Genomic DNA, 25,985 nt, shown 5'->3' with positions numbered 1-25,985 from the left:
GTATCAGCGCTGGGCGATCGGGTTGGCGCCAAGCCATTCCCAGGCGGCGGCCTCGTCCTCGGCCTCGAAATGCCGGAGTTCGATAGGCAAGGAGGCAGGCAAAAAGGCTCTTGCCTCCGGTATCCAGTTCGGCTCACCGATCGCCGCGCAGCGGCCGATATGCTCCACGGCATGAGCTATGCCCTGTTCGATCGTCTCGTCCGATACGTCGGCCCAGTCGACACCCTCATGGTCGATCAGGCGCACCAGCACGTCGATCTTCGGATGCAGCGCATAGGCCGCCTCCAGCAATCCGAACAGGTTTTCGGCGTCAGCCGCTGCGACATGGCCGACGACATCGATGGCGAAAAGATCTTCGCGATCGGTGTCGATGCGGCGAACCGCCGGCACGGCCTCGAGAAAATTCAACAGGGAACTCCTTGCGCTCGATTTTCTTCGCACACCTTGGAACACCTGAAACCCTCTGTCTGTTCCCGTTAAAGGCGGTATAGATGCGCGCCAAGATCAGCCTGGAGCCGTGCAAATGCCTGCAAAGCTTTCCGTCAACCTCAATGCCATCGCCATGCTGCGCAACCGACGCGACCTTCCGTGGCCAAGCGTGACCGGGCTTGGACGCATTGCGCTTGCCGCCGGCGCGCATGGGCTGACGGTGCACCCGCGACCCGACGAGCGGCACACCAGGCATTCCGATCTGCCGCAGATCAGGGCGCTGATCGACGACGAGTTCCCGAATGCGGAATTCAACATCGAGGGCTATCCGACCGAGGATTTCCTGGCGCTTGTGGAAAAGCACCAGCCGGAGCAGGTGACGTTGGTGCCCGACGACCCGGCGCAGGCGACTTCCGACCATGGCTGGAACTTCGCCGCCGAGGCTGCGTTCCTGACACCGGTTGTCAAGCGCCTGAAGAAGGGAGGCTTTCGCGTATCGCTGTTTTCCGATCCGGATCCCGCTGGCATGAAAGCCGCTCGCGACACCGGCGCCGATCGGATCGAACTCTATACGGGTCCATACGGCAGCTATCATTCCGATTCGGCAAAAGCGGCGAAGGAATTGGAGAAATTGGGAAAGACGGCGGATGCCGCATTGGCCGCAGGGCTCCAGGTCAATGCCGGGCACGACCTTGTGGTGAGCAATTTGCCGGCGCTGGCCAGGCGCATCCCGGCATTGGCCGAAGTGTCGATCGGACATGGGTTGACAGCCGATGCGTTGGAGTATGGCATGGCCGCAACGGTCAGGCGGTTTCTGAAGGCTTGTGGCTGGTAGAGAAAGGCGAGCCGATAGGCCGTGCGTTCCCGGCACGGCAGCGCGTCCTTTCCATCCCCGCAGCATAGAGCGCCGCACGTCTATGGGAGTGTCGTCCATGGCCCTTGCCAACGCTGGTAGCGAGGCGGAACCCATCGAACAATCCAGCCACTCCAAGGCCGAGCAGCACAGCACCAAGATCCTGATGCTCGGCGCGCTCGGCGTGGTCTATGGCGACATCGGCACCAGCCCGATCTATGCGTTCCGTGAGGCGTTGCATGCTTCGGCTGGCGGCAATGTCGCCAACCGCGGCGACATCCTCGGGGTGCTGTCGCTGATCATCTGGGCGCTGACCATCACTGTCACCGTCAAATACATCATGTTCGTGCTGCGCGCCGACAACCGGGGCGAGGGTGGCACGCTGTCGTTGATGGCATTGGCACGCGGCAGCTTCCCGAAGCGGTCGGCGGTGATCCTCGGCATAGGCATCGTCGGCTCGGCGCTTTTTTTCGGTGACGCAGTCATCACGCCGGCAATTTCGGTGCTATCGGCGGTCGAAGGCATGAACGTCGTCACGCCGGCGTTCCAGCCCTATGTGGTGCCGCTGACGCTGGTCATCCTGGCGATGCTGTTCGCGGTGCAACGGTTCGGCACGGGCGGCGTCGGACTGGTGTTCGGGCCCGTCACCGCGGTGTGGTTCCTGGCCATCGGACTGTCCGGCCTCAACCATATCATCGACGACCCGGAAATCCTGCTGGCAATCAGCCCACATTACATCGTTTCGTTCTTGGTCAACTCGCCTGACGTCGCCTTCGTCACGGTTGGCGCGGTCTTTCTCGCCGTTACCGGCGCCGAGGCGCTCTATGCCGATCTCGGCCATTTCGGGCGCAAGCCCATTGTACTCGCCTGGCTGGCGATCGTATTCCCTTGCTTGCTGCTCAACTATGTCGGGCAGGGGGCCTTCGTGCTGGCCAATGGCGGCGTTGTCGGTCATCCCTTTTTCGAGATGAACGAAGGCTGGACGCTCATTCCCATGGTCGTGCTGGCGACCGCCGCGACCGTGATCGCCAGCCAGGCGGTGATCTCCGGCGCTTTCTCGCTGACCAGGCAAGCGGTGCAGCTCAACATGCTGCCGCGTTTCGAGATCCAGCATACGTCGGAGAAACAGTCCGGCCAGATCTACCTGCCACGCGTCAACATGCTGCTGGCGCTGGTGGTGATGCTGCTGGTGGTCGGCTTCGGCGAATCCAGCAGGCTTGCCTCGGCCTACGGCATTTCAGTGACCGGCAACATGCTGGTGACCAACATACTGCTTTTTGTCGTCATGACCCGCATCTGGAAATGGCCGCTCGGCGTTGCAGTGGCCTTGACGGCGTTGTTCGCCTCCGTCGATACCGGCTTCTTTGCCGCCAACATTGTCAAGGTGTTCGAAGGCGGCTGGTCCTCGCTGGCGGTGGCCGCAGTGATTGTCATGACCATGTGGACCTGGATAAGAGGCACCAGATACCTGTTCGAAAAAACTCGAAGGAACGAGGTCCCGCTCGATTTCCTCGCCGGCAATCTGCTGAAGAAGAAGCCGCATCTGGTGTCGGGCACCGCGGTGTTCCTGACCAGCGACCCGCTGAGTGCGCCGACCGCGCTGATGCACAGCCTGAAGCATTACAAGGTGCTGCACGAGCAGAACGTCATCCTTTCGGTGGTGACGGCACCGCAGCCTGTCGTGCCCGACAGCGAGCGCGTCAAGATGGAGCAAATTAACGAGCTGTTCATGCGGGTGACGCTGACCTTCGGCTATATGGAGCAGCCCAACATTCCGCGCGCGCTGGCGATCTGCCGCAAGCAAGGCTGGAAGTTCGACATCATGACGACATCGTTCTTCCTGTCGCGGCGCTCTCTCAAGGCCTCGCCCAATTCCGGCATGCCGGTCTGGCAGGACAAGCTGTTCATCGGGCTGGCGCGCACGGCGGCCGATGCGACGGAGTATTTCCAGATCCCGACCGGACGGGTAGTCGAGATCGGGACGCAGGTGGCTATTTAAAAACGTGTCCGTTGCGACATTCCAGGTGGTCTGTCGATCGGACTGAGTCTGCCAAGTCGTGGAGGACTCGCAATATCGGGACGGAGCCATTACGTGACGGCACTTGATATTGCAGCGCAGCAAGCGTAGAGCACCGCCCGCTTACCGGAGTGTCGTCCATGGCCCTTACCAATGCTGGTAACGAGGCAGAACCTGTCGAACAATCCAGCCATTCTGAGGTTGAGCAGCACAGCACCAAGGTGCTGATGCTGGGCGCGCTCGGCGTGGTTTACGGCGATATCGGTACCAGCCCGATCTATGCATTTCGCGAGGCGTTGCATGCATCGGCCGGTGGCAACGTCGCCAACCGTGGCGACATCCTCGGCGTGTTGTCGCTGATCATCTGGTCGCTGACGATCACCGTCACCATCAAATACATCATGTTCGTGCTCCGCGCCGACAATCGAGGCGAGGGCGGGGTGCTGTCGCTGATGGCGCTGGCGCGCAACAGTTTCCCGACGCGCTCGGCGGTGATCCTCGGCATCGGCATCGTCGGCGCGGCGCTTTTTTTCGGCGACGCAGTCATTACGCCGGCGATCTCGGTGCTATCGGCGGTCGAAGGTATGAATGTCGTCACGCCGACATTCCAGCCCTATGTGGTGCCGCTGACACTGGCCATCCTGGCGATCCTGTTTGCGGTACAGCGATTCGGCACCGGCGGCGTAGGTTTGGTGTTCGGGCCCGTCACGGCGCTGTGGTTCCTGGCCATCGGCCTTTCCGGCATTAACCACATCATCGCCGATCCGGAAATCCTGCTGGCGATCAGCCCGCATTACATCGTGTCGTTCCTGGTCAACTCGCCCGATGTCGCCTTCGTCACGGTTGGTGCGGTCTTCCTCGCCGTCACCGGCGCCGAGGCGCTCTATGCCGACCTCGGCCATTTCGGCCGCAAGCCGATCGTACTCGCCTGGCTGGCAATCGTGTTCCCTTGTCTGTTGCTCAACTATGTCGGGCAAGGCGCCTTCGTGCTGGCAAATGGCGGCGTTGTCGGTCATCCATTCTTCGAGATGAACCAGGGCTGGACGCTTATTCCGATGGTCGTGCTGGCGACGGCGGCGACCGTCATCGCCAGCCAGGCGGTGATCTCCGGCGCTTTTTCGCTGACCAGACAGGCGGTGCAGCTCAATATGCTGCCGCGTTTCGTTATCCAGCATACGTCGGAAAAACAGTCGGGCCAGATCTATCTGCCGCGCATCAACCTGATGCTGGCGCTGGTGGTGATGTTGCTGGTGGTCGGCTTCGGCGAATCCAGCCGCCTGGCCTCGGCCTACGGTATTTCGGTGACCGGCAACATGCTGGTGACGAATGTGCTGCTTTTTGTTGTGATGACGCGCATCTGGAAATGGCCGCTCGGCGTCGCGATCGCCTTGATGGCCGTGTTCGCCTTCGTCGATACCGGCTTCTTTGCCGCCAACATAGTCAAGGTGTTTGAAGGTGGCTGGGCATCGCTTGCCATCGCCGCAGTTATCGTGATGACTATGTGGACCTGGATCCGCGGCAGCCGCTATTTGTTCGACAAGACGCGCCGGAACGAGATCCCGCTCGATTTCCTTGCCGGCAATCTGCTGAAGAAGAAACCGCATCTGGTGTCGGGCACCGCGGTGTTCCTGACCAGCGATCCGCTGAGCGCGCCGACCGCGCTGATGCACAGCCTGAAGCACTACAAGGTGCTGCACGAGCAGAACGTCATCCTTTCGGTGGTGACGGCACCGCAGCCGGTTGTGCCCGACAGCGAGCGCGTCAAGATGGAAATGGTCAACGAGCTGTTCATGCGGGTGACGCTGACCTTCGGCTACATGGAGCAGCCCAACATCCCGCGTGCGCTGGCGATCTGCCGCAAACAGGGCTGGAAGTTCGACATCATGACGACGTCCTTCTTCCTGTCGCGGCGCTCTCTCAAGGCCTCGCCCAATTCCGGCATGCCGGTCTGGCAGGACAAGCTGTTCATCGGGCTGGCGCGCACGGCGGCCGATGCGACGGAATATTTCCAGATCCCGACCGGACGGGTGGTCGAGATCGGGACGCAGGTGGCTATCTGAACAGATGGCCGTGCCCTTTGAGGGCACGGCCATTGTGAGGCTCAGCTCACCAGAGCCGCCTTGTTTGCTTCAAGAAATTGCTTCAGCGGCTGCGGCTTCCTGCCGGACAGCGTCTCGACCGCGTCGGTCACCATGCCGATCCGGCCGGAGCGGGTGTTGGTGTCGAAGGAAACGATGACAGGCGCAAAAGCTTCGGGAACGCCGGCTGCCTTCAATCCCTCGGTCAGCGCTTCATCCGAAAGCTGGATAACTTCGATCGGCTTGCCGGTGACCTCGGTGACGAGGGCTGCAATCTCGGCCATCGTGTGGGCCTTGGGGCCGGTCAGCGTGTATGTCGTGCTTTCGGTTGCGCTCGAAGCAAGGCCGGCGGCGATCGCGGCTGCCATATCGTCGCGCGCGCCATGGGCAATGTGGCCGTCTCCAGCGGATGTGTACCAGTGCCCCGAGGCGATGGCGTGCGGCAGCGCCATGAACAGGTTCTCCTGATACCAGCCGTTGCGGAAGATGGTGTAGGGGATACCGCTCGCCTTGATCGCCTGCTCGGTGCCGTGGTGATCGGGCGCAAACAGTACCGGCGATCCTGGCTCCGGATTGGGCATCGACGTGTAGAGCAGATGCGAAACGCCGGCGCTTTTTGCGGCGGCGACCGCGGCCTCATGTTGCTTCAGGCGCTTGCCCGGAACGGCGAGCTCGTTTGTCGAAATGATCAGAACCCTGTCGGCGCCGGTGAATGCACTGGCCAACGACGCGGTGTCGTCGAAGTCGACTGCCCGGATGGTGACGCCTCGGGCTGCCAGATCGGCCAGATTTTCCGGATTGCGGGTGGCGGCGATGATGCGCTGAGGGGAGACCTTGAGCGTGTCAAGCAGATGATTGATGACGCCGCGGCCAAGCTGGCCGGAGGCGCCGGTGACGAGAAGGGTGTCGGTCATGAGATGTCCTGACGTTGCGCCGGAGCGGCGGGTGCATATGTTAGTCTCAAAAAGAGACCAGCACTAAAATAGGAATTGACCCATCCTCGTAAAGAAGGCAGTTTTGCGGGAGGTAGGCACATCCAGGGAACCAGCCATGGACGGCAAGATCGTCAATCTGAGATCGAAGCTCGAGATATACAAAGCAGGCAGCGGTGGCGGAAACCTTGCGGATTGCCCGGTTCGCGACGTGATCCAGGGCATAAGCAATAAATGGAGTTCACTGCTGATGGAGGCCTTGGCCGAGAAGCCGTACCGCTTCGGCGAATTGCGGCGGCTGGTGCCCGATATTTCACAGCGCATGCTCACCCAGACGCTGCACGATCTGCAGCGCGACGGCTATGTGCATCGCCAGGTGTTTCCGACCAAACCGCCGAGCGTCGAATACAGCCTCACCGATCTCGGGCGCTCGATGTTTGGACCCTTGCATCAGCTGATCCAATGGGCCGAGCTCAATCACGGCGCTGTACGCGAGGCGCGGAAGATTTTCGATGCTGCCGAGGGCTGAGCCTCAAGGCCGAGACAGCGGCTTGATTTAGCGACAGCGCTGAAGGATTGTCCGGCCTGGGTTGGGTCGGGCAGATGGGCAATTCTCTGGACATCGCGATTGCCGGCGCCGGGCCGGCTGGACGTGCCGCCGCGCTCTATCTCACGCGCGCCGAACATAGGGTCACCATCTTCGAGCGCTTCGACCAGCCAAAGCCGGTCGGGTCCGGGCTGATCCTGCAGCCGACCGGGCTGACGGTGCTTGCCGATCTCGGCCTGCTCGACGACATTCTGGCGCTGGGCAGCCGCATAGACCGCCTGCATGGTGCAGACGCCAGAACTGGCCGCACCGTGCTGGATGTCCGTTATGATGCCCAGCGCGGCGGTCGCTTCGGGCTGGCGGTGCACCGCGCGGCTCTGTTCGGCGTGCCTTTCCGCGCCGCCCGGCGCCAGGCGATCACCATCGAGACAGGTATCGAGCTCGAGACGCTGGAAACCGGCGAACGGGCAACATTGATCTGCGGCAACGGACGACGGATAGGGTCGTTCGACCTGGTAGTGGATGCCAGCGGTTCGCGCTCCAAACTGCGGCGGTGCGTAACCAATCCGGGCGAACCGCGATCGCTCGCCTATGGCGCGTTCTGGGCATCGCTCGGCTGGCGCGGCGAGGGTTTCGACGAGCACGCCCTGCTGCAGCGCTACGACAAAGCGAGCGTGATGATCGGCGTGCTGCCGATCGGCCGGCCTGAGCCCGGTGCCGGGAAGATGGCGGCATTCTTCTGGAGCCTGAAGCCGGCGGATGCCGAGTGCGTATGGGCGGCAGGTCTCGATGCATGGAAGGCGAGATTGGCCGGGCTGTGGCCTGCATGCGCGGCATTCACCGACCAGATCGACAGTTTCGACCAGCTTTCGCTGGCGCGCTATGGCCATCACACGATGAAGACGCCAGCCGGACGGCGATTGGCCGTTATCGGCGACGCGGCCCATTCGACAAGCCCGCAACTCGGGCAGGGCGCGAACATGGCGCTGCTCGATGCAGCTGCGCTCAACTACGCGCTCATAGGAACGGACCGTATCGATACCGCGCTGGGGGCCTATGTCGGGGCGCGGCGATGGCATGTGCGGGTCTTCCAGGCGCTGTCGCTGGTGCTGACGCCGTTTTATCAATCGGATTCAATTGTGATGCCGTTCGTCCGCGACAGGCTGGTGGCGACGCTGGCAAAAGTCCCGCCGGCGCCGCAGTTTCTTGCTTCCATGGTTACAGGAACGGTGCTCAATCCATTCAAGCCGATCGGGCTTGCGGAAGCGCTGTGGCCGGATCGTTTTGGCGGATGATTTCCGAAAGGTGCGAACCCTTAGCCTGCAAGAATGCATGGAGGCGTTGCGCATGATCGGGAGCGACCGCGTCCTTTACGGATGGGCGTTCGTGCAATGCCTTGCGCCAGGCCTGGATATGCGGTTTTCCGTCCAGGATGCCGAAATCGCCGATCCGGTCAAAGACCTCGAAATAACGGAAAATCGGCCCGTAGACCGCGTCGACCAGTGAAAAACGCTCGCGGTCGAAGCATGGTCCAGCCGCGCCGTTCGCCAGTTCCACTTCCAGGCGATCGAACATTGCTGCCAGAGCCCCGCGTTCGGCGATGAAGGCGGCTTCGGTGAGTGCTGAATAGAAGCGGCCGATGGCATTGAGGATTGCTGAGCCGAACTCGATCCAGGCGCGATGCCGGGCACGGGCATAGGGGTCGGTGGGATGCAGCGGATTGGGCTGGGTTTCCTCGAGGAATTCGAGGATGACGAGCGATTCGAAGATCACCGTTTCCTGGCCGTCATGCTCAACGCGGAGCAGCGGCACCTTGCCGAGCGGTGATATCGCCTTGAACCAGGCAGGCTTGTTGGCGAGATCGACCGTGATGCGTTCGAACGGCACGCCCTTTTCGCGAAGTGAAATCGCCGCGCGCTGCACATAGGGGCAAAGATGATGGCTGACGAGAGTGAGCTTGTCGGTCATCTCACTCCCCCCAGACATAGTTCAAGGCACCGTCCTCGACGCGGGTGGAGAGAAACATCAGGCGGGAGCCCTTCCGCGCCGGGCCTTCGAGGCGATCACCGTTCGCCATGTCGAACGAGGCGCCGTGCCACTGGCAGACGAGCTTGCCGTCCTTGCAGTCGAGCGGGCCACCGAAATGCAGGCAGACGTTGGCGGCGGCGCGGATACGCTCGCCGCTGCGGTAGACATGGACCTCGCGGCCGAAGAACGGAGCGATCAGGCTGCCTGTTTCCGGAATGTCGGCGATCTTGCAGATTTCATGCTTCATCGGAATTGCCTCTCATGATTGATGCGATTGCATCTATATAGATGCATTTGCATCGATCGTCAAGCTTGATGCAATTGCATCTATCACCTACGATGCAATCATGACCGGGATTCCTTCACCTCCAGCCATCAAGGCCTGGGCCCGCCTGATGCGGGTTTCGCGCCAGTTGTTGGAACGAGCCGAGGACGCGCTGAAGGACAGTGGCCTGCCGCCGCTTGCCTGGTACGACGTCCTGCATGAGCTTGCCGAGGCGGGCGAGGGCGGATTGCGGCCGTTCCAACTCACCGAGCGCACCCTGTTTGCGCAGTACAACATCTCCCGGCTGCTGGCGCGGCTCGAAGCCGACGGGCAGGTCGAGAAGCTTCCAGTTGCCGATGACGGCCGCGGGCAAACAGTCCGCGTCACAGACAAGGGACGCGAGACGCGCCGCCGCATGTGGGCTGTCTACGGCCGGTCGATCGCGGAGTTGGTCGGCTCCCGGCTTTCCAATGATGAGCTCGACGCGCTGTCAGCTCTGCTTGGGCGCCTGCGAGATCCGCCCGCCCTGGAGTGACACGCCTTCATGACGAAGATGGCACCGATTGGCGAGGTCAGGCACTGCCCAAGAGGAATGCCAACGTCGCCAGAACGCCAAGCCCGACGCGGACCAGATGCAGATTGCCCCATTTGGCGATCAATGTCCGAGCTTCAGGATTGACGGAGTTCGCGTCCATCGCCTCCAGCAACCTATTTGCCGGCATCATCACCAGCAGCGTCCATGGCCAAGGCAGGATGATCAGCAAGGCACCGACCAGATAAGCGAGATTGCCGGTCAGCCACCAGGCGACGAGGCCCAGAATACAGGCGATGACGGCGATCGAGGCCTGCATGGCGGCGCCGCGCTTGTAGGAAGGCTGCCATTCCTGCAGCAATGCCTTGTCATCGAGGCGAAGCCGCGCCGGCTGCTCGGCGACGCTGACGTAGATAGCCGCGCCAGCGAACACTGCGGCAACGGTCAAGGCAAGCAATCCGGCGAGCATGATCCGTGTCTCCCGTGATGCCCCGCATGGAGCAAACAGAAATAAAGGCTTGCGTCGGGTCGGGCAATACGCCATAAATCCGAACCGTAACGTACGGTACGCCATCGAGCTCGTATCTGAACTGCGGGTGAGTTTGCCTCCTGAGGAAAAACTGTGTTGCACGCTGTGACCGACATCGACACCAGCGAGGCGCTGACGGAGCGGCAGAAGGACGTGCTCGACGCCGCCCTTCGCCTGCTGGTCGAAGAGGGCGATCAGTTGACCATGACCGCCGTGGCGCGGCGGGCGAGCTGCTCGAAGGAGACGCTCTACAAATGGTTCGGCGATCGCGACGGGCTGTTGACGGCAACGGTACAATGGCAGGCGTCCAAGGTGCGGATAGTGCCGGTCGACCGCAAGGGGCTCGACCTCCCTTCGCTGACGGCGAGCCTCGAACGCTTCGCTTCGGACTGGCTCAAGGTAATTTCGAGCGACACCTCGATCGCGCTGAACAGGGTGGCGGTCGGCCATGCTAGTTCGGGGAAGGACGATCTCGGCGCCATCGTGCTGGAGAACGGCCGCTTCGCACTGGCCAAGCGCCTCAAGCCGGTGCTGGAGGCCGGGAGACAGGCCGGGTTCCTTGAATTTTCGGACGCGGAGACGGCGTTCCGCACCTTTTTCGGGCTGGTCGCCCGTGACGTGCAGATCCGCTTGCTGCTTGGCGACCGGCTGGAATTGACTGATGTGGCGATCGGCGGCGATGCCGTCCGGGCGACGCAGCAGTTTCTCGCTCTTTTCGGGGCAAAAACCGGGCCGCAGGGCCCATAGAGCCGGATGATTTCAGGTCAAATCGACCTGAAATCTGAATCCGGCTCTACACTAAAAGATGGAGCATGATGTCGTCCGAAAACCGCTTCACACTTTTCGGCATCATGCTCTGGTTCAAAACGGGAAGGAAGAAAAATGCGTGTCTATTACGATCGCGACGCCGATCTCAACCTGATCAAGGGCAAGAAGGTCGCTATCATCGGCTATGGCAGCCAAGGCAGGGCGCATGCGCTCAACCTCAAGGATTCCGGCGTCAAGGACATCGCCATCGGCCTCAAGGCCGGCTCGGCGACCGCCAAGAAGGTCGAGGCCGACGGGCTCAAGGTGATGAGCGTAGCCGATGCCGCCAAATGGGCCGACCTGATGATGATGGCGACGCCGGATGAGCTGCAGGCCGACATCTACAAATCCGAGATCGCGCCAAACATCCGCGATGGCGCGGCAATCGCCTTCGCCCACGGCCTCAACGTGCATTTTGGCCTGATCGAGCCTAAAGCTTCGGTCGACGTCGTGATGATCGCGCCGAAGGGGCCTGGCCATACGGTGCGCGGCGAATACCAGAAGGGCGGTGGCGTGCCGTGCCTGGTCGCGGTCAACCAGGACGCTTCGGGCAATGCGCTCGACCTGGCGCTCTCCTACGCCTGCGGCGTTGGCGGCGGCCGCTCGGGCATTATCGAGACCAATTTCCGCGAGGAGTGCGAGACCGACCTGTTCGGCGAGCAGGTGGTGCTGTGCGGCGGCCTGGTCGAATTGATCCGCGCCGGCTTCGAGACACTGGTGGAAGCCGGCTACGCGCCGGAAATGGCCTATTTCGAGTGCCTGCACGAGGTCAAATTGATCGTCGACCTGATCTATGAAGGCGGCATCGCCAACATGAATTACTCGATCTCGAACACCGCCGAATGGGGCGAATATGTCTCGGGCCCGCGCATCATCACTGCCGAGACCAAGGCCGAGATGAAGCGCGTGCTGAAGGATATCCAGACCGGCAAGTTCACCTCGGAATGGATGCAGGAATACCGCGCCGGCATGTCGCGCTTCAAGGGCATCCGCCGCAACAACGACAGCCACCAGATCGAGGAAGTCGGCGCCAAGCTGCGCGCGATGATGCCGTGGATATCGAAGAACAAGCTGGTTGATAAGGCCAAGAACTGAAGGAAATCCACGTTCGTTTCGTTACCCGTACTCGGGCTTCGCCCTGCGGGCGCGTGGGAATTTCCATGAACAAGCTGGTCGACAAGGCTAATTTCATTGCCGATCAAGAAAGGCCGGCGGAGCGATCCGCCGGCCTTTTCGCATCAAGATTGTGTGGTTTCTAGGCTTCTGGACAGGCGCACTATCCTCATCACCGTGATATGCCTGTGCGGGGCATGGCACAAAAGTGCCAAGGGGGTGAGAGTTGGAACTCAAATTTCTGTTGGTCGGGTTTGCCTGCGCGGTTGCCGGCATGCTGTCCCTCATCACCTTGCTGAAGTGGTGGGAGGTGAGGGCGGTCAGCCGCTGGTCTCCGACGCCGGGAAAGATCATCTCGTCGCGGGTCGAGGCTCGCGAGGTGACCAGTTCGGGATCCGGTTCGGACAGCAGAGGGTCGACCGAAATCCGCAACTTCCCGGCAATCACCTTCGAATACAAGGTGAACGGCAAGACATTTCGCAGTTCGCACTACAGCGTGCAGGAGAACCTTGGAAACTTTGCCGTGGCGGAAACCCTTGCGAAATTTCCAAACGGGGCCGGCGTAACCGTCTTCTACAATCCGGCCGATCCAGCCAAGGCCGTGATCGAACGCACCATGCCCGACGGCTCCTTCAAGTTCATGGTCCAGCTTTCGGCCGGGCTGGTGGTCGGCGCGCTTGTATTGGTCTTCTCCGTCGGCGGCGTCCTCGAAGCGATCCGGCCGTTTTTGCCCAGGCCGCAGAACCTCGGCGCCGCTGCCCTGCTGCTTTTCATGGGATTATTTGTCCTGCGCATGGGCTTTGCCCAGAAGTCACTTGCGGAACAGGCGGCCAAATGGCCGATCACGGCAGGACGCATCGACGCCTCGGGCCTGCAGAAATTCGAGACCCGCGACAGGTCCGGAGGCGGCTATCGGCCCTGGCGAACAGTCTTCAAATCCCGCATCGTCTACAGCTATAGCGTCGCCGGCCAGCGCTACGCCGCCGATCGCATCGCTTTCGGCGCAAACGTGACGGCTTCGCTGCCGAGCCTCGTCAGCGGTCGATCGCAGCGCTACCTCCAGGGCGACAAGGTCGAGGTCCACTACGACCCCGACAACCCAGTTGCAGCGGTTCTCGAATGCAGGGTGAGCGGGCTTTGGCTCCTGTGGGTCTGCGCCGTTGGCTTGATAGGCGGAGCCGCGCTGCTTGTCGGGGTGATCTAATGCTGAAGCTGCCGTCCTAGACGCTGTAGATCCAGAGAAAGAGGACACTTGTCGTCAGCACCTGACAAGAACTCCGCTGTCGAAGCCCGGCCATGTCAGTCTCAACGTCGCCCCGTCGACCACAATATGGATGACACGGGAGAACGGCTCTTCGGCCGACGGGTCGGATCCGTAACATTGGCTGGCCCGCGCCACCCAGCCCGTGGGCGTCTTGAGGAACGTTGCGTGTTCGCAGCCGAGAGCAGGGACCGACAGCGCGTCGCGGTATAATGTGTAGACAGTCTGGCGTTGAACATCCGCAACGGCGGTACAGTTCGATCTGTTCCCGGACCATATGCCCACATACTGTTCCGCGGCAAAGGCGCTGCCGCACGAAAATGTTAAGATCGAAATGAGCATCAAGAGATTTCGCATCATCGTTTCTTCTTTTCGACGTGGCCTTGGGCCATGCTAAAGCATCGGTGCTCAGACTTCACAATGATGCTGCTCCAAGGGACTTAAATGATCATCCACAAAGCAGCAGCTATTTTTCTGAGCATGCTGAGCCTGTTGCAAGCAGCGAACGCAACAGAATGTTCGCTCAGCCATGCGACCTATCGCGAGCCGCGTTCGGGAGCGACGATACAGTTCCGGCCAACCAACAACGAGCCGGCCGCGCTGACGACCGAGGTCTTTTCGTTGATCGTGCCCAACACCGACATTCGTCTGCCGTCGGACATTACCTGGACCAATGGCAAGTACTCGTTTCCTGTGGGCACGATCCGGCACACCTGCACCGACGACGATCGTGAGGCTGGTCTCGAGGACGGCACCGGGCTGTGCAGAGTGTGGGATGGGCAGGTCTATGCGTTCAATGCAGGCGGTGCCGAGCAGTTGAGTTCCCGCGAAGCCTCGCCGGCGCCGGCAGGGTTGCTGTTGCCTGACTTCGGCGCGATTTTTACCGAATGGCCCGATTTCGCCAAAGCCAATCCCGATGGTTCAGCCTGGGACGCCTTTAGCTTGACGGGTTGTAGCGATGAATAGCAAGAGACTGCCGGCCTGCATCTTCGCCCTGCCGGTCCTTATGGCCATGGCAACCGGCGCTCGTGCCGACCAAAGCAAGCCGTCGCGTCCGCCTGTCGACAAATGCGCTTGGGAACGGCTGGCGGACAAGGATGTCGGGCTGGCTGCCTGGGTGCAGCGCTGCGATTTCGGTTTTCGCCGGATTCATTTCGAGCTTGGCGGCAATGCTCTTGCCATCAAATACAGCGACGGCGGGCCGGCCGATCCCGTCGTCGAAGTCTTCGATATGCTGCCGGGCGAGGCCGCTGACGCTGCGTTGCAGCGCATTTTTACGCAGAAGACCGAGAAAGCCATCAGCACACGTTGCGTGCTCATGCCTTACACCGAAGGGGTCGCGCCCACGCGCACCCTGCGGTATGTCTTCAGTCCCGATGCCGTTTATCTCAGTGAATTGAAAGCCGTTGCCGACCCTGACGAGGTCGGCGAACCGCCTTGCGGCGAATGGGGCGAAGCCCCGGACGGCATTCAGTATTTCGAGGTGCAATCACCCGAACTGCGAAAGCTTCTATTCGTTCGCGTCGGCCAGGATGAGCCGCTGTTTGACGAGCAGACACTGCGAGTCCTGCCACCCGGATAGCGCCGGGATCTCAGCCGTAGTGCCAGCTGGGCTTTGGTTCGGTGCCGGTGAACATCACCCCAATTCGGTCCTCGCGGCGCCAGCGAACCACCGCCTTGTAGGCAATGCCGTCGGTCGGAACATAGAGCAGGAACTCATCGGGCACGCGCGCGTCGATCGAGACCTTCAATTCGGCACCGCCCGCATGCATGTTGCGCAGTGTGCATGTGACCTCGGAGTTGGTCATGCCGGTCAGGATCGCCGCGCCCTTCAAGACGCGCTGCCGGTGTTTGTCCCTCTGTTCGTCCTCGGCCATCGCACGCAATCCAGCCATCTTCGCGTCTCGGGCGTTCTGATCGGGAGGATTATTAGACCTGCCTGATAAAAATAACGTTATCACCAGTGGAGGCTGGCGATTTTTCGCGGTTGCTGGCCGTAAGAAAAAATCGGCGCCGCAACGCGCGGCGCCAGACGATATTATTACCGGCCTGCTCAGCTATAGGGCGAGTAGCATTGCTGGCGCGGCCCGTTATAGGGCTGGAACGTGTTGTCCCAGGCGCGGTACGACCGGTAGCGATTGTAGCACCATTGGACATGCGCGCTGGAAAGCCGCTGTGTCCGGTAGTAGCGCCGCGGTGCGGGCGCATCGTAGTAGTTGTAATTGTTGTATAGGCTGCCGAGGCCAAACCCCAGGCCCAGCCCAAGAATCGCGGCGCCGGCACCATCATCGTAATAACCGCCGCGGTAATGGCGGCGGTGATGGCGCCAACGCCAGTTGTCATTCCAGCCGCCATTGTCCCAGTGTCTCGAGAAATGACGGCCGCGGAAATTGTTGGACCGCCATCTCCAACCATCGTCGCCGCGCCATTGCCGAACGCCGTGATTGCGCCAACGCCAGATCTGCCTGTCATTGCCGCCTGCCCAATCTTCACGAATTTGCACGATGTCGGCGGCATTGCCCGCCACCGGCAGCAGAGGTTTGGGCATCGGCCCGGCAAGCGACGGGGCCGAGAGGCCGGCGATCAGACCGAGGGCCATCAGCCCGGATCTGGCGGAAGATAAAAAGAGCGGTTTCATCGCACTCTCCGAAGATTCAGGCCCCACGCCCAGAATACCCCGGGGAAGGGCCTATTGATGGAACTTTCCATCTGAACGGAAGATGAACAAAAAGGTTCCGTCAACCATAACGAGCGCGCGATCAATCAGAGCCGCCTGATTTCTGCGCCCTTGTTTTCGGGCGCGCTTGCGGGCAAAGGTCAAAGCCATGTCGCTGCGCCTTGCCACCTTCAACGTCGAAAACCTGATGAACAGGTTTGATTATTCCGGATACCGCAATCAGCTCAACGAAGATCGCACGCTGGCGCTTTTCGACATCCAGAGCGAGGCCGAATACAAGATGCTCGAGCAGGCGCGGGCCATCGCGCAGTCCGACGACACGCGGCAGTTGACGGCGCTGGCGATCGCGGCCACCCGCGCCGACATCATCTGCATGCAGGAGGTCGACAATATCGAGGCGCTGAGGGCCTTCGAATATGGCTATTTGTTCAAGATGGTGGGGCAAGGCTACCGGCAGAAATACACCACCGCCGGCAATGATTCGCGCGGCATCGACGTCGCCGTGATGATGCGCAACGAGACCGCGCAGGGCCAGCCGATCGAATTCGTGCGCATGACCAGCTACGCCTATGTCACGTTCGAGCAATTCGGCCTGCACACGCCGGAATTGGCAGCGCTTGGGTATCAGGCCAATGAGCGCATCTTCCGGCGCGACTGCCTGGAAATCGATCTGACGGTGGCTGGCGCGCCGTTGACGCTCTACCTCGTTCATTTCAAGTCGATGGGCTCGCCCCGCAACGGCCTCGACGGCCGTGAAGCGACAATGCCGCTGCGCATCGCCGAAGCTCAAGCAGTGCGCCGGATCATCGAGGAGCGCTTCGGCACGGACCATGCCGCCGACAAGCGCTGGGCAATCTGCGGCGATATGAACGACTACCGGCAGCGCGTGAAGATCACTGGCGATGTTTTCGACGGCTATCGCTTCGAGGTGATCGACGAGACCCGGTCCTGCATTGATGTGCTCACTGCCGGCGGTTTTTGCGAAAACGCGGTCGAGCGGCGGCCGGAAATGGACCGCTGGACTTTCTATCACACGCGCGGACCGGAAGAGCGGCATCTCTGCCAGCTCGACTACATCCTTTTGTCGAGCGCGCTGGCCAGGCAGAACGCCACCGCGGTTCCCGATATCATCCGCAACGGTCAGCCTTGGCGCACCATATTTCCAGCGGGCCAGGAGGTCGAGCGCTTCCCGCGTGCCGGGTGGGACCGGCCGAAGGCATCCGACCATTGCCCGGTAGCAATTGCCCTCGACATGGTGTGAGACAGGCGTGAGTTTCGATCTGCCGCGCAACGTCATCCTGCCGGTCGATGCCATCGACGTCAGGCTCGATTCCGGCCCGCATCCGTTCGAGCGCGATCATGCCGACGCGATCGCCGAGAACTGGCGGCGTGAGACCGCGGCCAAGCCGGCGCTTTTCGACGGCACCGTGGTGCTGCTTTCTGCTCTCAGCTATCGCGACAATCGCCTCGTTGGCCGCTGCCATGCGGTGCGATATTCGACCTTCATGCTTTGGCGCGGCAATCGACAGGTGGCCGGGGCCGAGCACGCCTATGCCCATGCCATGCTGGTCGCCGGCGACAATGCGCTTGTGGCGATCCGCATGGCGCCGCATACGGTCAATGCCGGCCGCATCTACTTCGCCGCCGGTTCGTTCGAGCCAACCGATTTCCGCGACGGCCTTGTCGACGTCGACTTCAACATGATCCGCGAGGTGCGCGAAGAGACCGGTCTCGACCTGTCAGGCGCGACACGCGGCAGGCGCCATTACGCCCTGTCGACGGCAAGCGGCACGGTGATCTTTCGCCGCTACCGCGAGACGGCCTCCGCCGACGACCTGGCACAGCGGATCAGCGCTTTCGTCGCGGCCGAGTCAGAGCCTGAAATCGAAGGCCCCGTAATCATCCGCAATGCAGCCGACCTGCCGGACGGGCTGATGCCGCATATGAGACCGCTGATCGAATGGCACTTTGCGAGCGAGCAAGGTTTCCAACTCTAACGTCGTAGCCTACCTTCAATAGCCTTGCGGTCGTTGCGGGCAGCGACAAAATACAACAGCACGCCGAGACCCAGGAGCGCGCCCATCGCCGTTCCCATCGTCTGCCCAATTACCTGCTGGAAGTCAGCGGTGACGCGATCGGGATTCTCCATCCCATAAAGGATCAAATTCCACCAAAGCCCTGCCAAGGCGGCTTCGACGATCACAATCGCCAAAGCCAGTCGCGCTTTCTTGCTCATCCATTGTTCCCCCCTTAATCCCCAACAGCATTGTTATCATTGCAGAATGTGCTGCGACAAGGGCAGGTTGCATAAAAAATTGGCAGCGTCTGGAGGCGACACTTGCTGCAATGCCTATTCATGCCTCAGCGCGTCGATCGGGTTAAGCCGCGCGCCGCGCAGCGCCGGGAAGAAGCCGAACACCATGCCGATCAGCGCGGAGAAGCCGACCGCAAGCAGGATGACCGCCGGGCTTGGCGCAAACGGGATCGTCAGCGTCACCGAGGCGAGGCCGGCCAGCGCCAGGCCGATCAGGATGCCGATGATGCCGCCAAGCAGCGACAGCACGGTTGCCTCGACCAGAAACTGGATGAGGATATGCTTTTCATGGGCGCCGATGGCGAGCCTGATGCCGATCTCGCGCGTGCGTTCGGTTACCGACACCAGCATGATGTTCATAATGCCGATGCCGCCGACGAGCAGGCTGACGCCGGCGACGGCGCCGAGCATGCCAGTCATGGTGGTGGTCGCGCTGGCCATGGCATCGGCGATTTGGGTCATGTCGCGGATCGAGAAATCATCGTCACGGTCGGGCGTGATGCGGCGTGTGTCGTGCAAGATGTCCTCGACGCGCTGCTGCAGCACCGTAGTCGGCGTACGGTCGTCGGCGGCGACATAGATCGAGTCGATGTCGCGATTACCGGCAATGCGACGCTGATAGGCGGCGAGCGGCATCAGCACGACATTGTCCTGGTCCTGGCCGAAACCGGTATAGCCCTTCGGTTCGAGCAAGCCGATGATCTTGCAGGAGGTGCGGTTGACGCGGATGATCTCGCCTTCGGGGTCGCCGGCACCGAAGAACTGCTGGCGCACCGTCTCGCCGATGAGGCAGACGTCGGTGCCCGAGCGGGTTTCCGAATCGCTGAACGGGCGGCCCGAAACCAGCTTCCAGTCGCGGGCATCGAGATAGGCGCTGTCGGTTCCGGTGACGCCCGAGGTCAGGCTTTCGGTGCCGAAAATGACGCGCACCTGCTTTTGCGACGCCGGCGAGATGGCGCGCGAGCCGTCCAGATGCGCGGCAAGCGCGGTGATATCCTTGTAGGCAAGAGGCCGGACCACCTGGTCGAGCCCTCCAGGTCCGCCAGGCCCGGCCGGACGGCCGGAACGGATGACGAGCAGATTGCTGCCGAGCTTGGAAATATCGGACTTGACCTTTTCGGTGGTACCCGAGCCGATGGTCAGCATGGCGATGACGGCGGCAACGCCGATGACGATGCCGAGCAGCGTCAGGAACGAGCGCAGCACGTTGCGGCGGATGGAGCGAAGCGAGAGGCGGACGGTTTCCCAGATCATGATTTAGGCCATCTCGAGATTGGCTGTGTCGGAGGCGACATGGCCATCGAGGAAACGGATCGTGCGCTGGGCATAGCCGGCAACATCGGCTTCGTGCGTGACCATGGCGATGGTCAGGCCGAGCTCGCTGTTCAACTGCGTCAGGAGCTCCATGATCTCGTGCGTGCGGGCGGTGTCGAGATTGCCGGTCGGCTCGTCGGCGACGAGCAGCGTCGGCCTGGTGACGATGGCGCGGGCGATGGCCACGCGCTGCTGCTGGCCGCCGGAGAGCTCGGCCGGCGTATGATGCTCGCGGCCGACAAGGCCGACCTCGGCAAGCGCCTGCATGGCAAGATCGCGGCGCTCGCGGGCACCAACGCCGCGATAGATCAGCGGCAGTTCGACATTCTCGGCGGCCGTGGTGCGCGGCAAGAGGTTGTAGCCTTGGAAGACGAAGCCGACATAGAGGTTGCGCAGCACGGCGCGGCGGTTGCGATCGAGACGGCCGGCGTCGATGCCTTCGAAGCTGTAGGTCCCAGCGGTCGGCGTGTCGAGGCAGCCAATGATGTTCATGGCCGTCGATTTGCCCGAACCGGACGGGCCCATGATGGCGACGAATTCGCCGCGCCTGATGGCGAGGTCGACGCCGGCCAGCGCATGCACCCGGGCCTCGCCCTGGCCATAGCTTTTCCAGACCTTGTCGAAGCCGATGAGGGTCGCGCCCGATGCCACGATCAGCTCCGCGGCTGCGAGGCGGTAATGACTTGCGCGCCTTCCTCCAGGCCGGAAACGATCTCGGTCAGTTCGCCATCTGTCGAGCCGACCCTGACGTTGACCGGATGCGGCCGGCCATTCTCCAGCACGTAAAGCGTGCGCGAGCCGTCGCTGGGCTTCGTCGCCGCCTGGCGCTGGCGGTTGCCGCCCGGGCGCCCCATGCGGCCGGTGAACAGGTCGGTGAGGCTCCAGCCGCGCTCTGCCGTTTGCGCCGGCCGGTAGCGGAAGGCGATCGATGGCACGGTGAGCACGTTCTTGGCCTGCTTGGTGACGACCGAGACGGTGGCTGTCATGCCGGGCCGCAACAGAAGCTCGCTATTGTCGACGTCGAGCCTTGCATCATAGGTAACGACACCGTCGGTGGTGACCGAGGCATAGGAAATGTCGCGGATTTCGGCGTCGAATGGCCGTTCGGGGAACGCGTCGACGGTGAAGCGCGCATGCTGGCCGGGTTTGACGGCGCCGATATCGGCCTCGTCGACCGCAGCCTTCAATTCCATGTTCTTCAAATCCGCAGCGATGACGAACAGCACCGGCGCCTGCAGCGAGGAGGCGACCGTCTGGCCGGGATCGACCGAGCGCGTCAGTATGATGCCATCGATCGGAGCGTAGATTGTGCTCTTGGCAAGATCCGTCTGCTGCGCCTTGAGATCGGCATTGGCCATGGCGAGGTTGGCTTTGGCGATATCGAGCGCTGCCTTCGAGCGGTCGCGCGTGGCGGTTGCCGCTTCAAGCGACTGGTCCGTCGCCATGCCGCGCTTGGTCAGTTGCGCCGCGCGCACCAGCGCCTTTTCGTTTTCGGCCAGGGTCACGGTGGCGTCCTCGACGCTCGCCGCCGCTGCCTTGGCGGAGGCCTGGGCGCGCTCGATCTGCACCTCCAGCTTTGCGGTGTCGAGCGCGGCCAGCACATCGCCCTTCTTCACCAGCTGGTTCTCGTTGACCGAAACCGAGCGGACGACGCCGGAGAGTTCGCTGGAAATATCGACCTGGGTGAGAGGCTGCAGCGTGCCGGTAGCCGAAACCGCGACGGTAAGGTCGGCCATGGCGGCCAGTGTCGTGGTATACTCGATCTTGGCGGGCGAGCCCGCATACCACTGGTAGCCGACGACACTCGCGGCGACGGCAAGCAGTGCGAACACTGCGTAAAGCCAACCGCGACGTTTTGTCTTCAGGCCCTGGTGGTCGAGCCCGAGCGCCGTCTCGATGGCGGAGGCGGATTCCGTCTTTGGCAGATTGACAATCTGGTCCACGCCGGACCCCTATGTTCAGTGATATCCCATCAGTGCACAAATCAGGCCTTATGGTTCAAAATTCAAATTAAATTTCGCTCATGTTTGGAATGAGGCAGAGGACTTACTGAGATGCAGCCGCGGAATTACTTGCTTTACGACGTATTCACCACCAACCGGCTGGCCGGCAATCCGCTGGCCGTCGTGCTCGACTGTGACGGGCTCAACGTTGCGGCGATGCAGGCGGTGGCGCGCGAGTTCAACCTGTCCGAAACCGTCTTCGTGCTGCCGCCGGACAACCCGAAGCACCGGGCCCGCATCCGTATCTTCACGCCCGACTATGAAATGCCGTTCGCCGGCCACCCAACCGTCGGCTCGGCGATAGCGCTCGCCGAAATGGCGGGAGCCGGCATCTTCGTGCTCGAGGAGAATATTGGCCCGGTGCGCTGCGCTGTCAGCAAGCACGACGGTTCGACCTTTGCCGAGTTCGACCTGGCGAAACTGCCGGCGCAGCTGGCATTGTCGGCCGATCCCGAGGCGATCGGCGCGGCCCTTGGCCTTGGGCCGCACGAGATCGGCTTCGAGAACCACCGCGTTTCGTTCTGGTCGGCGGGCGTGCCCTACGTGACCATCCCCGTCGCCAATCTGGAGGCGGCCGCCCGGATCAGGCTGGACAACCAGGCCTGGTCGGAGCTCGCACCACGCAAGAGCGAATGGGCCTTCGCCAGCCCCTATGTCTATTGCCGCGAGACGGTGCACCATGACAGTGCCTTCCATGTCCGCATGATGGTGCCCGGCAATCCGTCCTACGAAGACCCGGCGACCGGCTCAGCGGCGGCCGCGTTCGCTGGCGCGATCATGCATTTCGACGGCCCGACCGACGGCGTTTCACAACTGTGGATCGAGCAGGGGCTGGAGATGGGCCGGCCTTCGCGCATTCGCCTCGAACTGAATGTCGAAGGCGGCAAACTGGCGGCCGCCCGCATCGGCGGCCATGCGGTGAAGGTGGCTGAAGGCAGGCTTTTTGTTTGACGACCTCGGCACTTCGGCGATTTGTCGGGAAATGAATCCCACGGGGCTGGACATGGCGGATGTCGGCGGCTATATGCCCGCCAACGCCGGTTTTGCCGGCCGAGTGGGTGCGTAGCTCAGTTGGTAGAGCAGCTGACTCTTAATCAGCGGGTCCACAGTTCAATCCTGTGCGCACCCACCAAAGATTTCAAAAATTTGGTGGAAAAGACCCTGGAATGCGAGACGCGTTGACCCGTCTCGGGCCTGTGGCGATAAGGCGCGGGTTTGATGCTCGGCTGCGAAGCAGCAGTAAATTTTTTCTCTTGGCTAGACGTACGGAAAGACGGATGGCAATTTCCGAGCTTGCTGTCTTCTAGTCATTGAAAAGAGAACGCTTGGTACCCGATCACTATGCCATCGTTTATACGGAAGAGACGCGAAGAATCTTCGTGATAATTTCTGAGATTTTCGGTGATTTTGTCCTTACCAAGAGCTGTTCCGGCTCGAATTGCGGCTGCATCGGCTGCATGATGTTCTCGTCAAAAGTGCTGATTGGCGAAGCCGAATTCTCGGTCCTTGACCTTGATGGATCGAAGGCTCTGGATGAAAATCTGATGGCTTATTCATTCACAGAGGAAGGAGAAACCTTTCTTTTCGGCCTTAAGCACAAGTACAAGGCTTACAAGGGTACATTAACAAAGAGAAGCTTGACAAGATTTTCAGATTTCCAGATGCCGTTGTCATCATCAAACGTGAGGAGGACGGCACTTTTACCCATTCTTATGTTTCGCCGACCGTGGATGGGCGTGTCATATCACGGGGTTGCCGGGCAACACCGCACTGCCCATGCGTCGGATGCCGGATCGTAGATATGTGGTACACCAAGGCGCCCGGCCATATCACACCTGCGGTGGATATCTCAGAGGGGAGGGCTTCTGCAGAAGGAGAATTGATTCTTCCGATCTTTGAGGGCGAAGAAATTATTTCGAAGATGCTGACGCGCGACCCGTCCGTTCGCCATGCCTTTTCTCCGAATATCTTCGATTCTCCCCTTGAGCAGATGTTCTACGAGCTCGCCTTTCTAGACCTGCATATATATCCACAGCATCCTGTCGGGAAATATCGCTTGGACTTTGCGATCCCCGACAAGCGCATAGCCATCGAACTCGATGGACATGAATATCATAAGACCAAGTACCAGCGTACCCACGATGCAAAACGAGACCGCTGGTTGTATGGCCAAGGATGGACCGTCTTACGATTTACAGGGACGGAAATTCATCAGAACTTGGACCACTGCCTTGACGAAATATGCACGTTGGTTGGCATCGAGCGTGTAAGTAAGTCCCAATAGAGCGCGGTAGAATGTGCAGGCCCGGCCGGCCACAGCTGTGTTATGTGCGGGCTTGCCAAGGCCGGGCTTGAACTTGACCTTCATGGCAATCTAGCGGGTCACTGTGATCTGCGAACCAGGATCCATGCTGCGGTCCCAGAATGCCAGCCGCGACCTCTTGCGGATCAAGCTCATAGGCCGATGTTGAACTGGATTACTTCTCAGACACCCCAGCCTCGCCAAAGCTTGCCATGCGGGCGTGGCATTCGAGTGCCGAGCGGACGATGTTGATGGCGAGGCAGGCGCCGGAGCCTTCGCCGAGCCGCATGCCGAGGTCGAGCAAGGGCGGCAGGCCCAGCGCCTCGAGCAGGCGGCGGTGGCCGGATTCGGCCGAGACATGGGCTGCCAGAGTGTGGGCGAGGCCAGCAGGGTGCAGCGCTGCCAAGGGTGCCGCGGCGGCGGTGCAGACGAAGCCGTCGAGCAGCACCGGGACGCCTAGGTGGCGCGCAGCCAGCGTCGCACCAAGGATCGCCGCGAGCTCGCGGCCGCCGAGGGCTGCCGCTATCTTCAGGGGGTCGGCTAGCGCCGGGGCGTGGCGCTTCAGGCCGGCCTCGATGGCGACGATCTTGCGCACGAGGCCGGCGTCGTCGACGCCGGTGCCACGCCCTGTCCATCGCTCCGCGCCGCCGCCGAACAGCGCGGTCGAGATGGCCGCCGCCGGCGTGGTGTTGCCGATGCCCATTTCGCCGAAACATACAAGGTCGAGATCCCTGCTGATCGCGTCGTAGCCTGCCGAGACGGCGGCGAGGAAGGCTTCGTCGTCCATCGCCGGCTCTTGCGTGAAGTCGCCGGTCGGACGGTCGAGGTCGAGCGGGATGACGTCCAGCTCCGCGCCGGCGATGCGGGCAAGCTGGTTGATGGCGGCGCCGCCGCCGGCGAAATTCGCCACCATCTGCACGGTGACCTCCGACGGGAAGGCCGACACGCCTTGCGCGGTGACGCCGTGGTTGCCGGCAAAGACGAAAACCTTGACGCGGTCGAGCTTTGGTATGTCGCGGCCCTGCCAGCGCGCCAGCCAGGCGGCTACTGTCTCCAGCCGGCCGAGGCTGCCTTGCGGCTTGGTCAGCGTGTCCTGGCGGTGGGCGACGGCGTTGGCCGCGGCGTCGCTGCCATTGGGCAGGTCGAGGCAGGCGGTGCGCAGTTTATCGAGCGATTTGAAAGGCATGGGGGCAAAATCTCCGAAACAGAGTCAAGACAGGGAAACGGAAGCGACGAGCAGGATTGCGATCTCGCCGAGCTGCTGAAGGGCGCCTACGGTGTCGCCGGTCTGGCCGCCGATCTGGTTGAGGCAAAGCGCGCGGAAGGCGGCGAATAACAGACCGAGCAGGATGATCGCGAAAACGGCAGCGCCGAACCCAAGCGCCAGCAGCGCGACCGCACCGAGTACGGCACCGATGCCAGCTGTTTTAGCCGAGACGGTGCCTGCTTCGGCCGAAAGGCCGTCGCTGCGGGCCGGCGGCAGCAGGTGCATGAAGGCGCCGAGCAGGCCGCGCGAAGCGGCATGCGCGGCAATGAGAGCCCAGAAGACATGAGCCGGGCCGGCGAATCCAGAGAGTACGCTCCAGCGGATCAGCAGCGAGACAGCAAGTGCACAAGCGCCGTAGGCACCGATGCGGCTGTCGCGCATGATCTCCAGCTTTCTGTCGCGTGTCTTGCCGCCGCCAAAACCGTCGGCGACATCCGAAAGCCCGTCCTCATGCAGGCAGCCGGTAGCGAGCAAGATCGCGGCAAGGGCCAACGCGGCAACAGGACCTGCGGCTAGGCCGAGCCTTGTGCCGATGGCGTAAACCAGCGCACCGACCAGAGCGACGGCGAGACCGGCAACGGGTGCAGCCCAGATCGCAGCGGCAAGGCTGCGGCCACGGAAGTCGGCTCTCGGCAGCGGCAGCCGGGTAAAGAAGACGAGGCAAAGCGCGATATCATCGAGAATTTGCTGTTGCGAGGGGATCTGGAGGTTGAGCAT

At 61.8% G+C, this 25,985-nt stretch carries 30 protein-coding genes and 1 tRNA gene; 17 read left to right on the top strand and 14 right to left on the bottom strand.

The window, feature by feature from the left end:
* Positions 1–3: 3 nt before the first annotated feature.
* Positions 4–408 (bottom strand): SpoIIAA family protein, encoded by a 405-nt coding sequence (locus NKJ73_RS17695; protein WP_352456501.1) that lies wholly within the window; start codon positions 406–408, stop codon positions 4–6.
* A 115-nt stretch (positions 409–523) separates the two neighbouring features.
* Here NKJ73_RS17695 and NKJ73_RS17690 point away from each other — a divergent pair, with 115 nt between their 5' ends.
* The 3 genes from NKJ73_RS17690 (at position 524) to NKJ73_RS17680 (ending at position 5,359) form a co-directional block, all read left to right on the top strand.
* Complete coding sequence (locus NKJ73_RS17690) at positions 524–1,264, top strand: pyridoxine 5'-phosphate synthase (RefSeq protein WP_352570420.1); 741 nt, start codon at positions 524–526, stop codon at positions 1,262–1,264.
* A 97-nt stretch (positions 1,265–1,361) separates the two neighbouring features.
* The gene (locus NKJ73_RS17685; protein ID WP_352456499.1) at positions 1,362–3,281 is read left to right on the top strand and encodes a potassium transporter Kup; all 1,920 of its coding nucleotides are present in this window, start codon (positions 1,362–1,364) and stop codon (positions 3,279–3,281) included.
* 158 nt (positions 3,282–3,439) lie between these two features.
* Positions 3,440–5,359: a potassium transporter Kup gene (locus tag NKJ73_RS17680; RefSeq protein ID WP_352450049.1), complete on the top strand. Its 1,920-nt coding sequence runs from the start codon at positions 3,440–3,442 to the stop codon at positions 5,357–5,359.
* Positions 5,360–5,400: 41 nt separating this feature from the next.
* On the opposite strand, the gene NKJ73_RS17675 is transcribed toward NKJ73_RS17680, so the two are convergent.
* On the bottom strand, positions 5,401–6,291 hold the full coding sequence (locus NKJ73_RS17675; RefSeq protein WP_084641112.1) for an SDR family oxidoreductase: 891 nt from the start codon (positions 6,289–6,291) through the stop codon (positions 5,401–5,403).
* 136 nt (positions 6,292–6,427) lie between these two features.
* Between NKJ73_RS17675 and NKJ73_RS17670 the strand changes: the two genes are divergently transcribed.
* The gene (locus NKJ73_RS17670) at positions 6,428–6,838 is read left to right on the top strand and encodes a winged helix-turn-helix transcriptional regulator (protein WP_352450047.1); all 411 of its coding nucleotides are present in this window, start codon (positions 6,428–6,430) and stop codon (positions 6,836–6,838) included.
* Positions 6,839–6,912: 74 nt separating this feature from the next.
* Positions 6,913–8,151: an FAD-dependent oxidoreductase gene (locus NKJ73_RS17665; protein WP_352570419.1), complete on the top strand. Its 1,239-nt coding sequence runs from the start codon at positions 6,913–6,915 to the stop codon at positions 8,149–8,151.
* Here the strand turns inward: NKJ73_RS17665 and NKJ73_RS17660 are convergent.
* Both NKJ73_RS17660 and NKJ73_RS17655 read right to left on the bottom strand, forming a co-directional pair.
* Positions 8,099–8,824 (bottom strand): glutathione S-transferase family protein, encoded by a 726-nt coding sequence (locus tag NKJ73_RS17660; RefSeq protein WP_352570418.1) that lies wholly within the window; start codon positions 8,822–8,824, stop codon positions 8,099–8,101. The genes NKJ73_RS17665 and NKJ73_RS17660 overlap by 53 nt on opposite strands.
* 1 nt (position 8,825) lies before the next feature.
* The gene (locus NKJ73_RS17655; RefSeq protein WP_352570416.1) at positions 8,826–9,131 is read right to left on the bottom strand and encodes a Rieske (2Fe-2S) protein; all 306 of its coding nucleotides are present in this window, start codon (positions 9,129–9,131) and stop codon (positions 8,826–8,828) included.
* 100 nt (positions 9,132–9,231) lie between these two features.
* On the opposite strand from NKJ73_RS17655, the gene NKJ73_RS17650 reads away from it, so the two are divergent.
* Entirely contained in the window at positions 9,232–9,684 is a 453-nt protein-coding gene (locus NKJ73_RS17650; RefSeq protein ID WP_023676665.1) for a MarR family winged helix-turn-helix transcriptional regulator, read from the top strand.
* Positions 9,685–9,721: 37 nt separating this feature from the next.
* Here NKJ73_RS17650 and NKJ73_RS17645 read toward each other — a convergent pair whose 3' ends face one another.
* The gene (locus NKJ73_RS17645; protein ID WP_023676664.1) at positions 9,722–10,150 is read right to left on the bottom strand and encodes an anthrone oxygenase family protein; all 429 of its coding nucleotides are present in this window, start codon (positions 10,148–10,150) and stop codon (positions 9,722–9,724) included.
* A gap of 153 nt (positions 10,151–10,303) precedes the next feature.
* Here NKJ73_RS17645 and NKJ73_RS17640 point away from each other — a divergent pair, with 153 nt between their 5' ends.
* From NKJ73_RS17640 to NKJ73_RS17620, 5 genes are all read left to right on the top strand, one after another.
* On the top strand, positions 10,304–10,957 hold the full coding sequence (locus tag NKJ73_RS17640; protein ID WP_352570415.1) for a TetR/AcrR family transcriptional regulator: 654 nt from the start codon (positions 10,304–10,306) through the stop codon (positions 10,955–10,957).
* A 135-nt stretch (positions 10,958–11,092) separates the two neighbouring features.
* The gene (gene ilvC, locus NKJ73_RS17635; RefSeq protein WP_023676662.1) at positions 11,093–12,112 is read left to right on the top strand and encodes a ketol-acid reductoisomerase; all 1,020 of its coding nucleotides are present in this window, start codon (positions 11,093–11,095) and stop codon (positions 12,110–12,112) included.
* Between the two features lie 244 nt (positions 12,113–12,356).
* On the top strand, positions 12,357–13,334 hold the full coding sequence (locus tag NKJ73_RS17630; protein WP_352570414.1) for a DUF3592 domain-containing protein: 978 nt from the start codon (positions 12,357–12,359) through the stop codon (positions 13,332–13,334).
* Positions 13,335–13,835: 501 nt separating this feature from the next.
* Entirely contained in the window at positions 13,836–14,357 is a 522-nt protein-coding gene (locus NKJ73_RS17625; RefSeq protein ID WP_023676659.1) for a hypothetical protein, read from the top strand.
* On the top strand, positions 14,350–14,973 hold the full coding sequence (locus NKJ73_RS17620; protein ID WP_352570413.1) for a hypothetical protein: 624 nt from the start codon (positions 14,350–14,352) through the stop codon (positions 14,971–14,973). Before NKJ73_RS17625 ends, NKJ73_RS17620 begins: the two co-directional genes overlap by 8 nt.
* 10 nt (positions 14,974–14,983) lie before the next feature.
* Here NKJ73_RS17620 and NKJ73_RS17615 read toward each other — a convergent pair whose 3' ends face one another.
* The 3 genes from NKJ73_RS17615 to NKJ73_RS17605 form a co-directional block, all read right to left on the bottom strand.
* The gene (locus NKJ73_RS17615; RefSeq protein ID WP_352570507.1) at positions 14,984–15,268 is read right to left on the bottom strand and encodes a PilZ domain-containing protein; all 285 of its coding nucleotides are present in this window, start codon (positions 15,266–15,268) and stop codon (positions 14,984–14,986) included.
* A gap of 176 nt (positions 15,269–15,444) precedes the next feature.
* The gene (locus NKJ73_RS17610) at positions 15,445–16,029 is read right to left on the bottom strand and encodes a BA14K family protein (RefSeq protein WP_352570412.1); all 585 of its coding nucleotides are present in this window, start codon (positions 16,027–16,029) and stop codon (positions 15,445–15,447) included.
* A gap of 51 nt (positions 16,030–16,080) precedes the next feature.
* On the bottom strand, positions 16,081–16,218 hold the full coding sequence (locus tag NKJ73_RS17605; protein WP_352570411.1) for a hypothetical protein: 138 nt from the start codon (positions 16,216–16,218) through the stop codon (positions 16,081–16,083).
* Here NKJ73_RS17605 and NKJ73_RS17600 point away from each other — a divergent pair.
* Positions 16,217–17,329: an endonuclease/exonuclease/phosphatase family protein gene (locus tag NKJ73_RS17600; RefSeq protein ID WP_352570410.1), complete on the top strand. Its 1,113-nt coding sequence runs from the start codon at positions 16,217–16,219 to the stop codon at positions 17,327–17,329. The genes NKJ73_RS17605 and NKJ73_RS17600 overlap by 2 nt on opposite strands.
* 7 nt (positions 17,330–17,336) lie before the next feature.
* On the top strand, positions 17,337–18,065 hold the full coding sequence (locus NKJ73_RS17595; protein WP_352570409.1) for a hypothetical protein: 729 nt from the start codon (positions 17,337–17,339) through the stop codon (positions 18,063–18,065).
* Here the strand turns inward: NKJ73_RS17595 and NKJ73_RS17590 are convergent.
* The 4 genes from NKJ73_RS17590 to NKJ73_RS17575 all read right to left on the bottom strand — a co-directional run bounded on the left by NKJ73_RS17590 (position 18,062) and on the right by NKJ73_RS17575 (position 21,639).
* Positions 18,062–18,304: a hypothetical protein gene (locus NKJ73_RS17590; protein WP_023720771.1), complete on the bottom strand. Its 243-nt coding sequence runs from the start codon at positions 18,302–18,304 to the stop codon at positions 18,062–18,064. The genes NKJ73_RS17595 and NKJ73_RS17590 overlap by 4 nt on opposite strands.
* Positions 18,305–18,418: 114 nt before the next feature.
* Positions 18,419–19,636: an ABC transporter permease gene (locus NKJ73_RS17585; protein ID WP_352570408.1), complete on the bottom strand. Its 1,218-nt coding sequence runs from the start codon at positions 19,634–19,636 to the stop codon at positions 18,419–18,421.
* Positions 19,637–19,639: 3 nt separating this feature from the next.
* Positions 19,640–20,347 carry an ABC transporter ATP-binding protein gene (locus NKJ73_RS17580; RefSeq protein ID WP_352570407.1) on the bottom strand — a complete coding sequence of 236 codons (708 nt, stop codon included), beginning with the start codon at positions 20,345–20,347 and terminating at the stop codon, positions 19,640–19,642.
* Positions 20,348–20,349: 2 nt separating this feature from the next.
* Positions 20,350–21,639 (bottom strand): efflux RND transporter periplasmic adaptor subunit, encoded by a 1,290-nt coding sequence (locus NKJ73_RS17575; protein ID WP_352570406.1) that lies wholly within the window; start codon positions 21,637–21,639, stop codon positions 20,350–20,352.
* Between the two features lie 111 nt (positions 21,640–21,750).
* On the opposite strand from NKJ73_RS17575, the gene NKJ73_RS17570 reads away from it, so the two are divergent.
* The 4 genes from NKJ73_RS17570 to NKJ73_RS17555 all read left to right on the top strand — a co-directional run bounded on the left by NKJ73_RS17570 (position 21,751) and on the right by NKJ73_RS17555 (position 23,983).
* Positions 21,751–22,650 carry a PhzF family phenazine biosynthesis protein gene (locus NKJ73_RS17570; RefSeq protein ID WP_352570405.1) on the top strand — a complete coding sequence of 300 codons (900 nt, stop codon included), beginning with the start codon at positions 21,751–21,753 and terminating at the stop codon, positions 22,648–22,650.
* A 105-nt stretch (positions 22,651–22,755) separates the two neighbouring features.
* Positions 22,756–22,831, top strand: a tRNA-Lys gene (locus NKJ73_RS17565).
* 193 nt (positions 22,832–23,024) lie between these two features.
* Complete coding sequence (locus NKJ73_RS17560; RefSeq protein WP_352570404.1) at positions 23,025–23,498, top strand: hypothetical protein; 474 nt, start codon at positions 23,025–23,027, stop codon at positions 23,496–23,498.
* A 2-nt stretch (positions 23,499–23,500) separates the two neighbouring features.
* Complete coding sequence (locus NKJ73_RS17555) at positions 23,501–23,983, top strand: endonuclease domain-containing protein (protein WP_352570403.1); 483 nt, start codon at positions 23,501–23,503, stop codon at positions 23,981–23,983.
* 193 nt (positions 23,984–24,176) lie between these two features.
* Here NKJ73_RS17555 and cobT read toward each other — a convergent pair whose 3' ends face one another.
* Positions 24,177–25,187, bottom strand: a complete 1,011-nt coding sequence (gene cobT, locus NKJ73_RS17550) for a nicotinate-nucleotide--dimethylbenzimidazole phosphoribosyltransferase (protein WP_352570401.1) — start codon at positions 25,185–25,187, stop codon at positions 24,177–24,179.
* Between the two features lie 24 nt (positions 25,188–25,211).
* Positions 25,212–25,985: an adenosylcobinamide-GDP ribazoletransferase gene (cobS, locus tag NKJ73_RS17545; protein ID WP_352570400.1), complete on the bottom strand. Its 774-nt coding sequence runs from the start codon at positions 25,983–25,985 to the stop codon at positions 25,212–25,214.

Origin of the sequence: Mesorhizobium sp. M0074 (genome assembly GCF_040322975.1) — a bacterium.
GTDB lineage: Bacteria > Pseudomonadota > Alphaproteobacteria > Rhizobiales > Rhizobiaceae > Mesorhizobium.
Note: the sequence above shows the minus strand (reverse complement) of the source record. Positions and strands in the feature narration are given on the sequence as shown.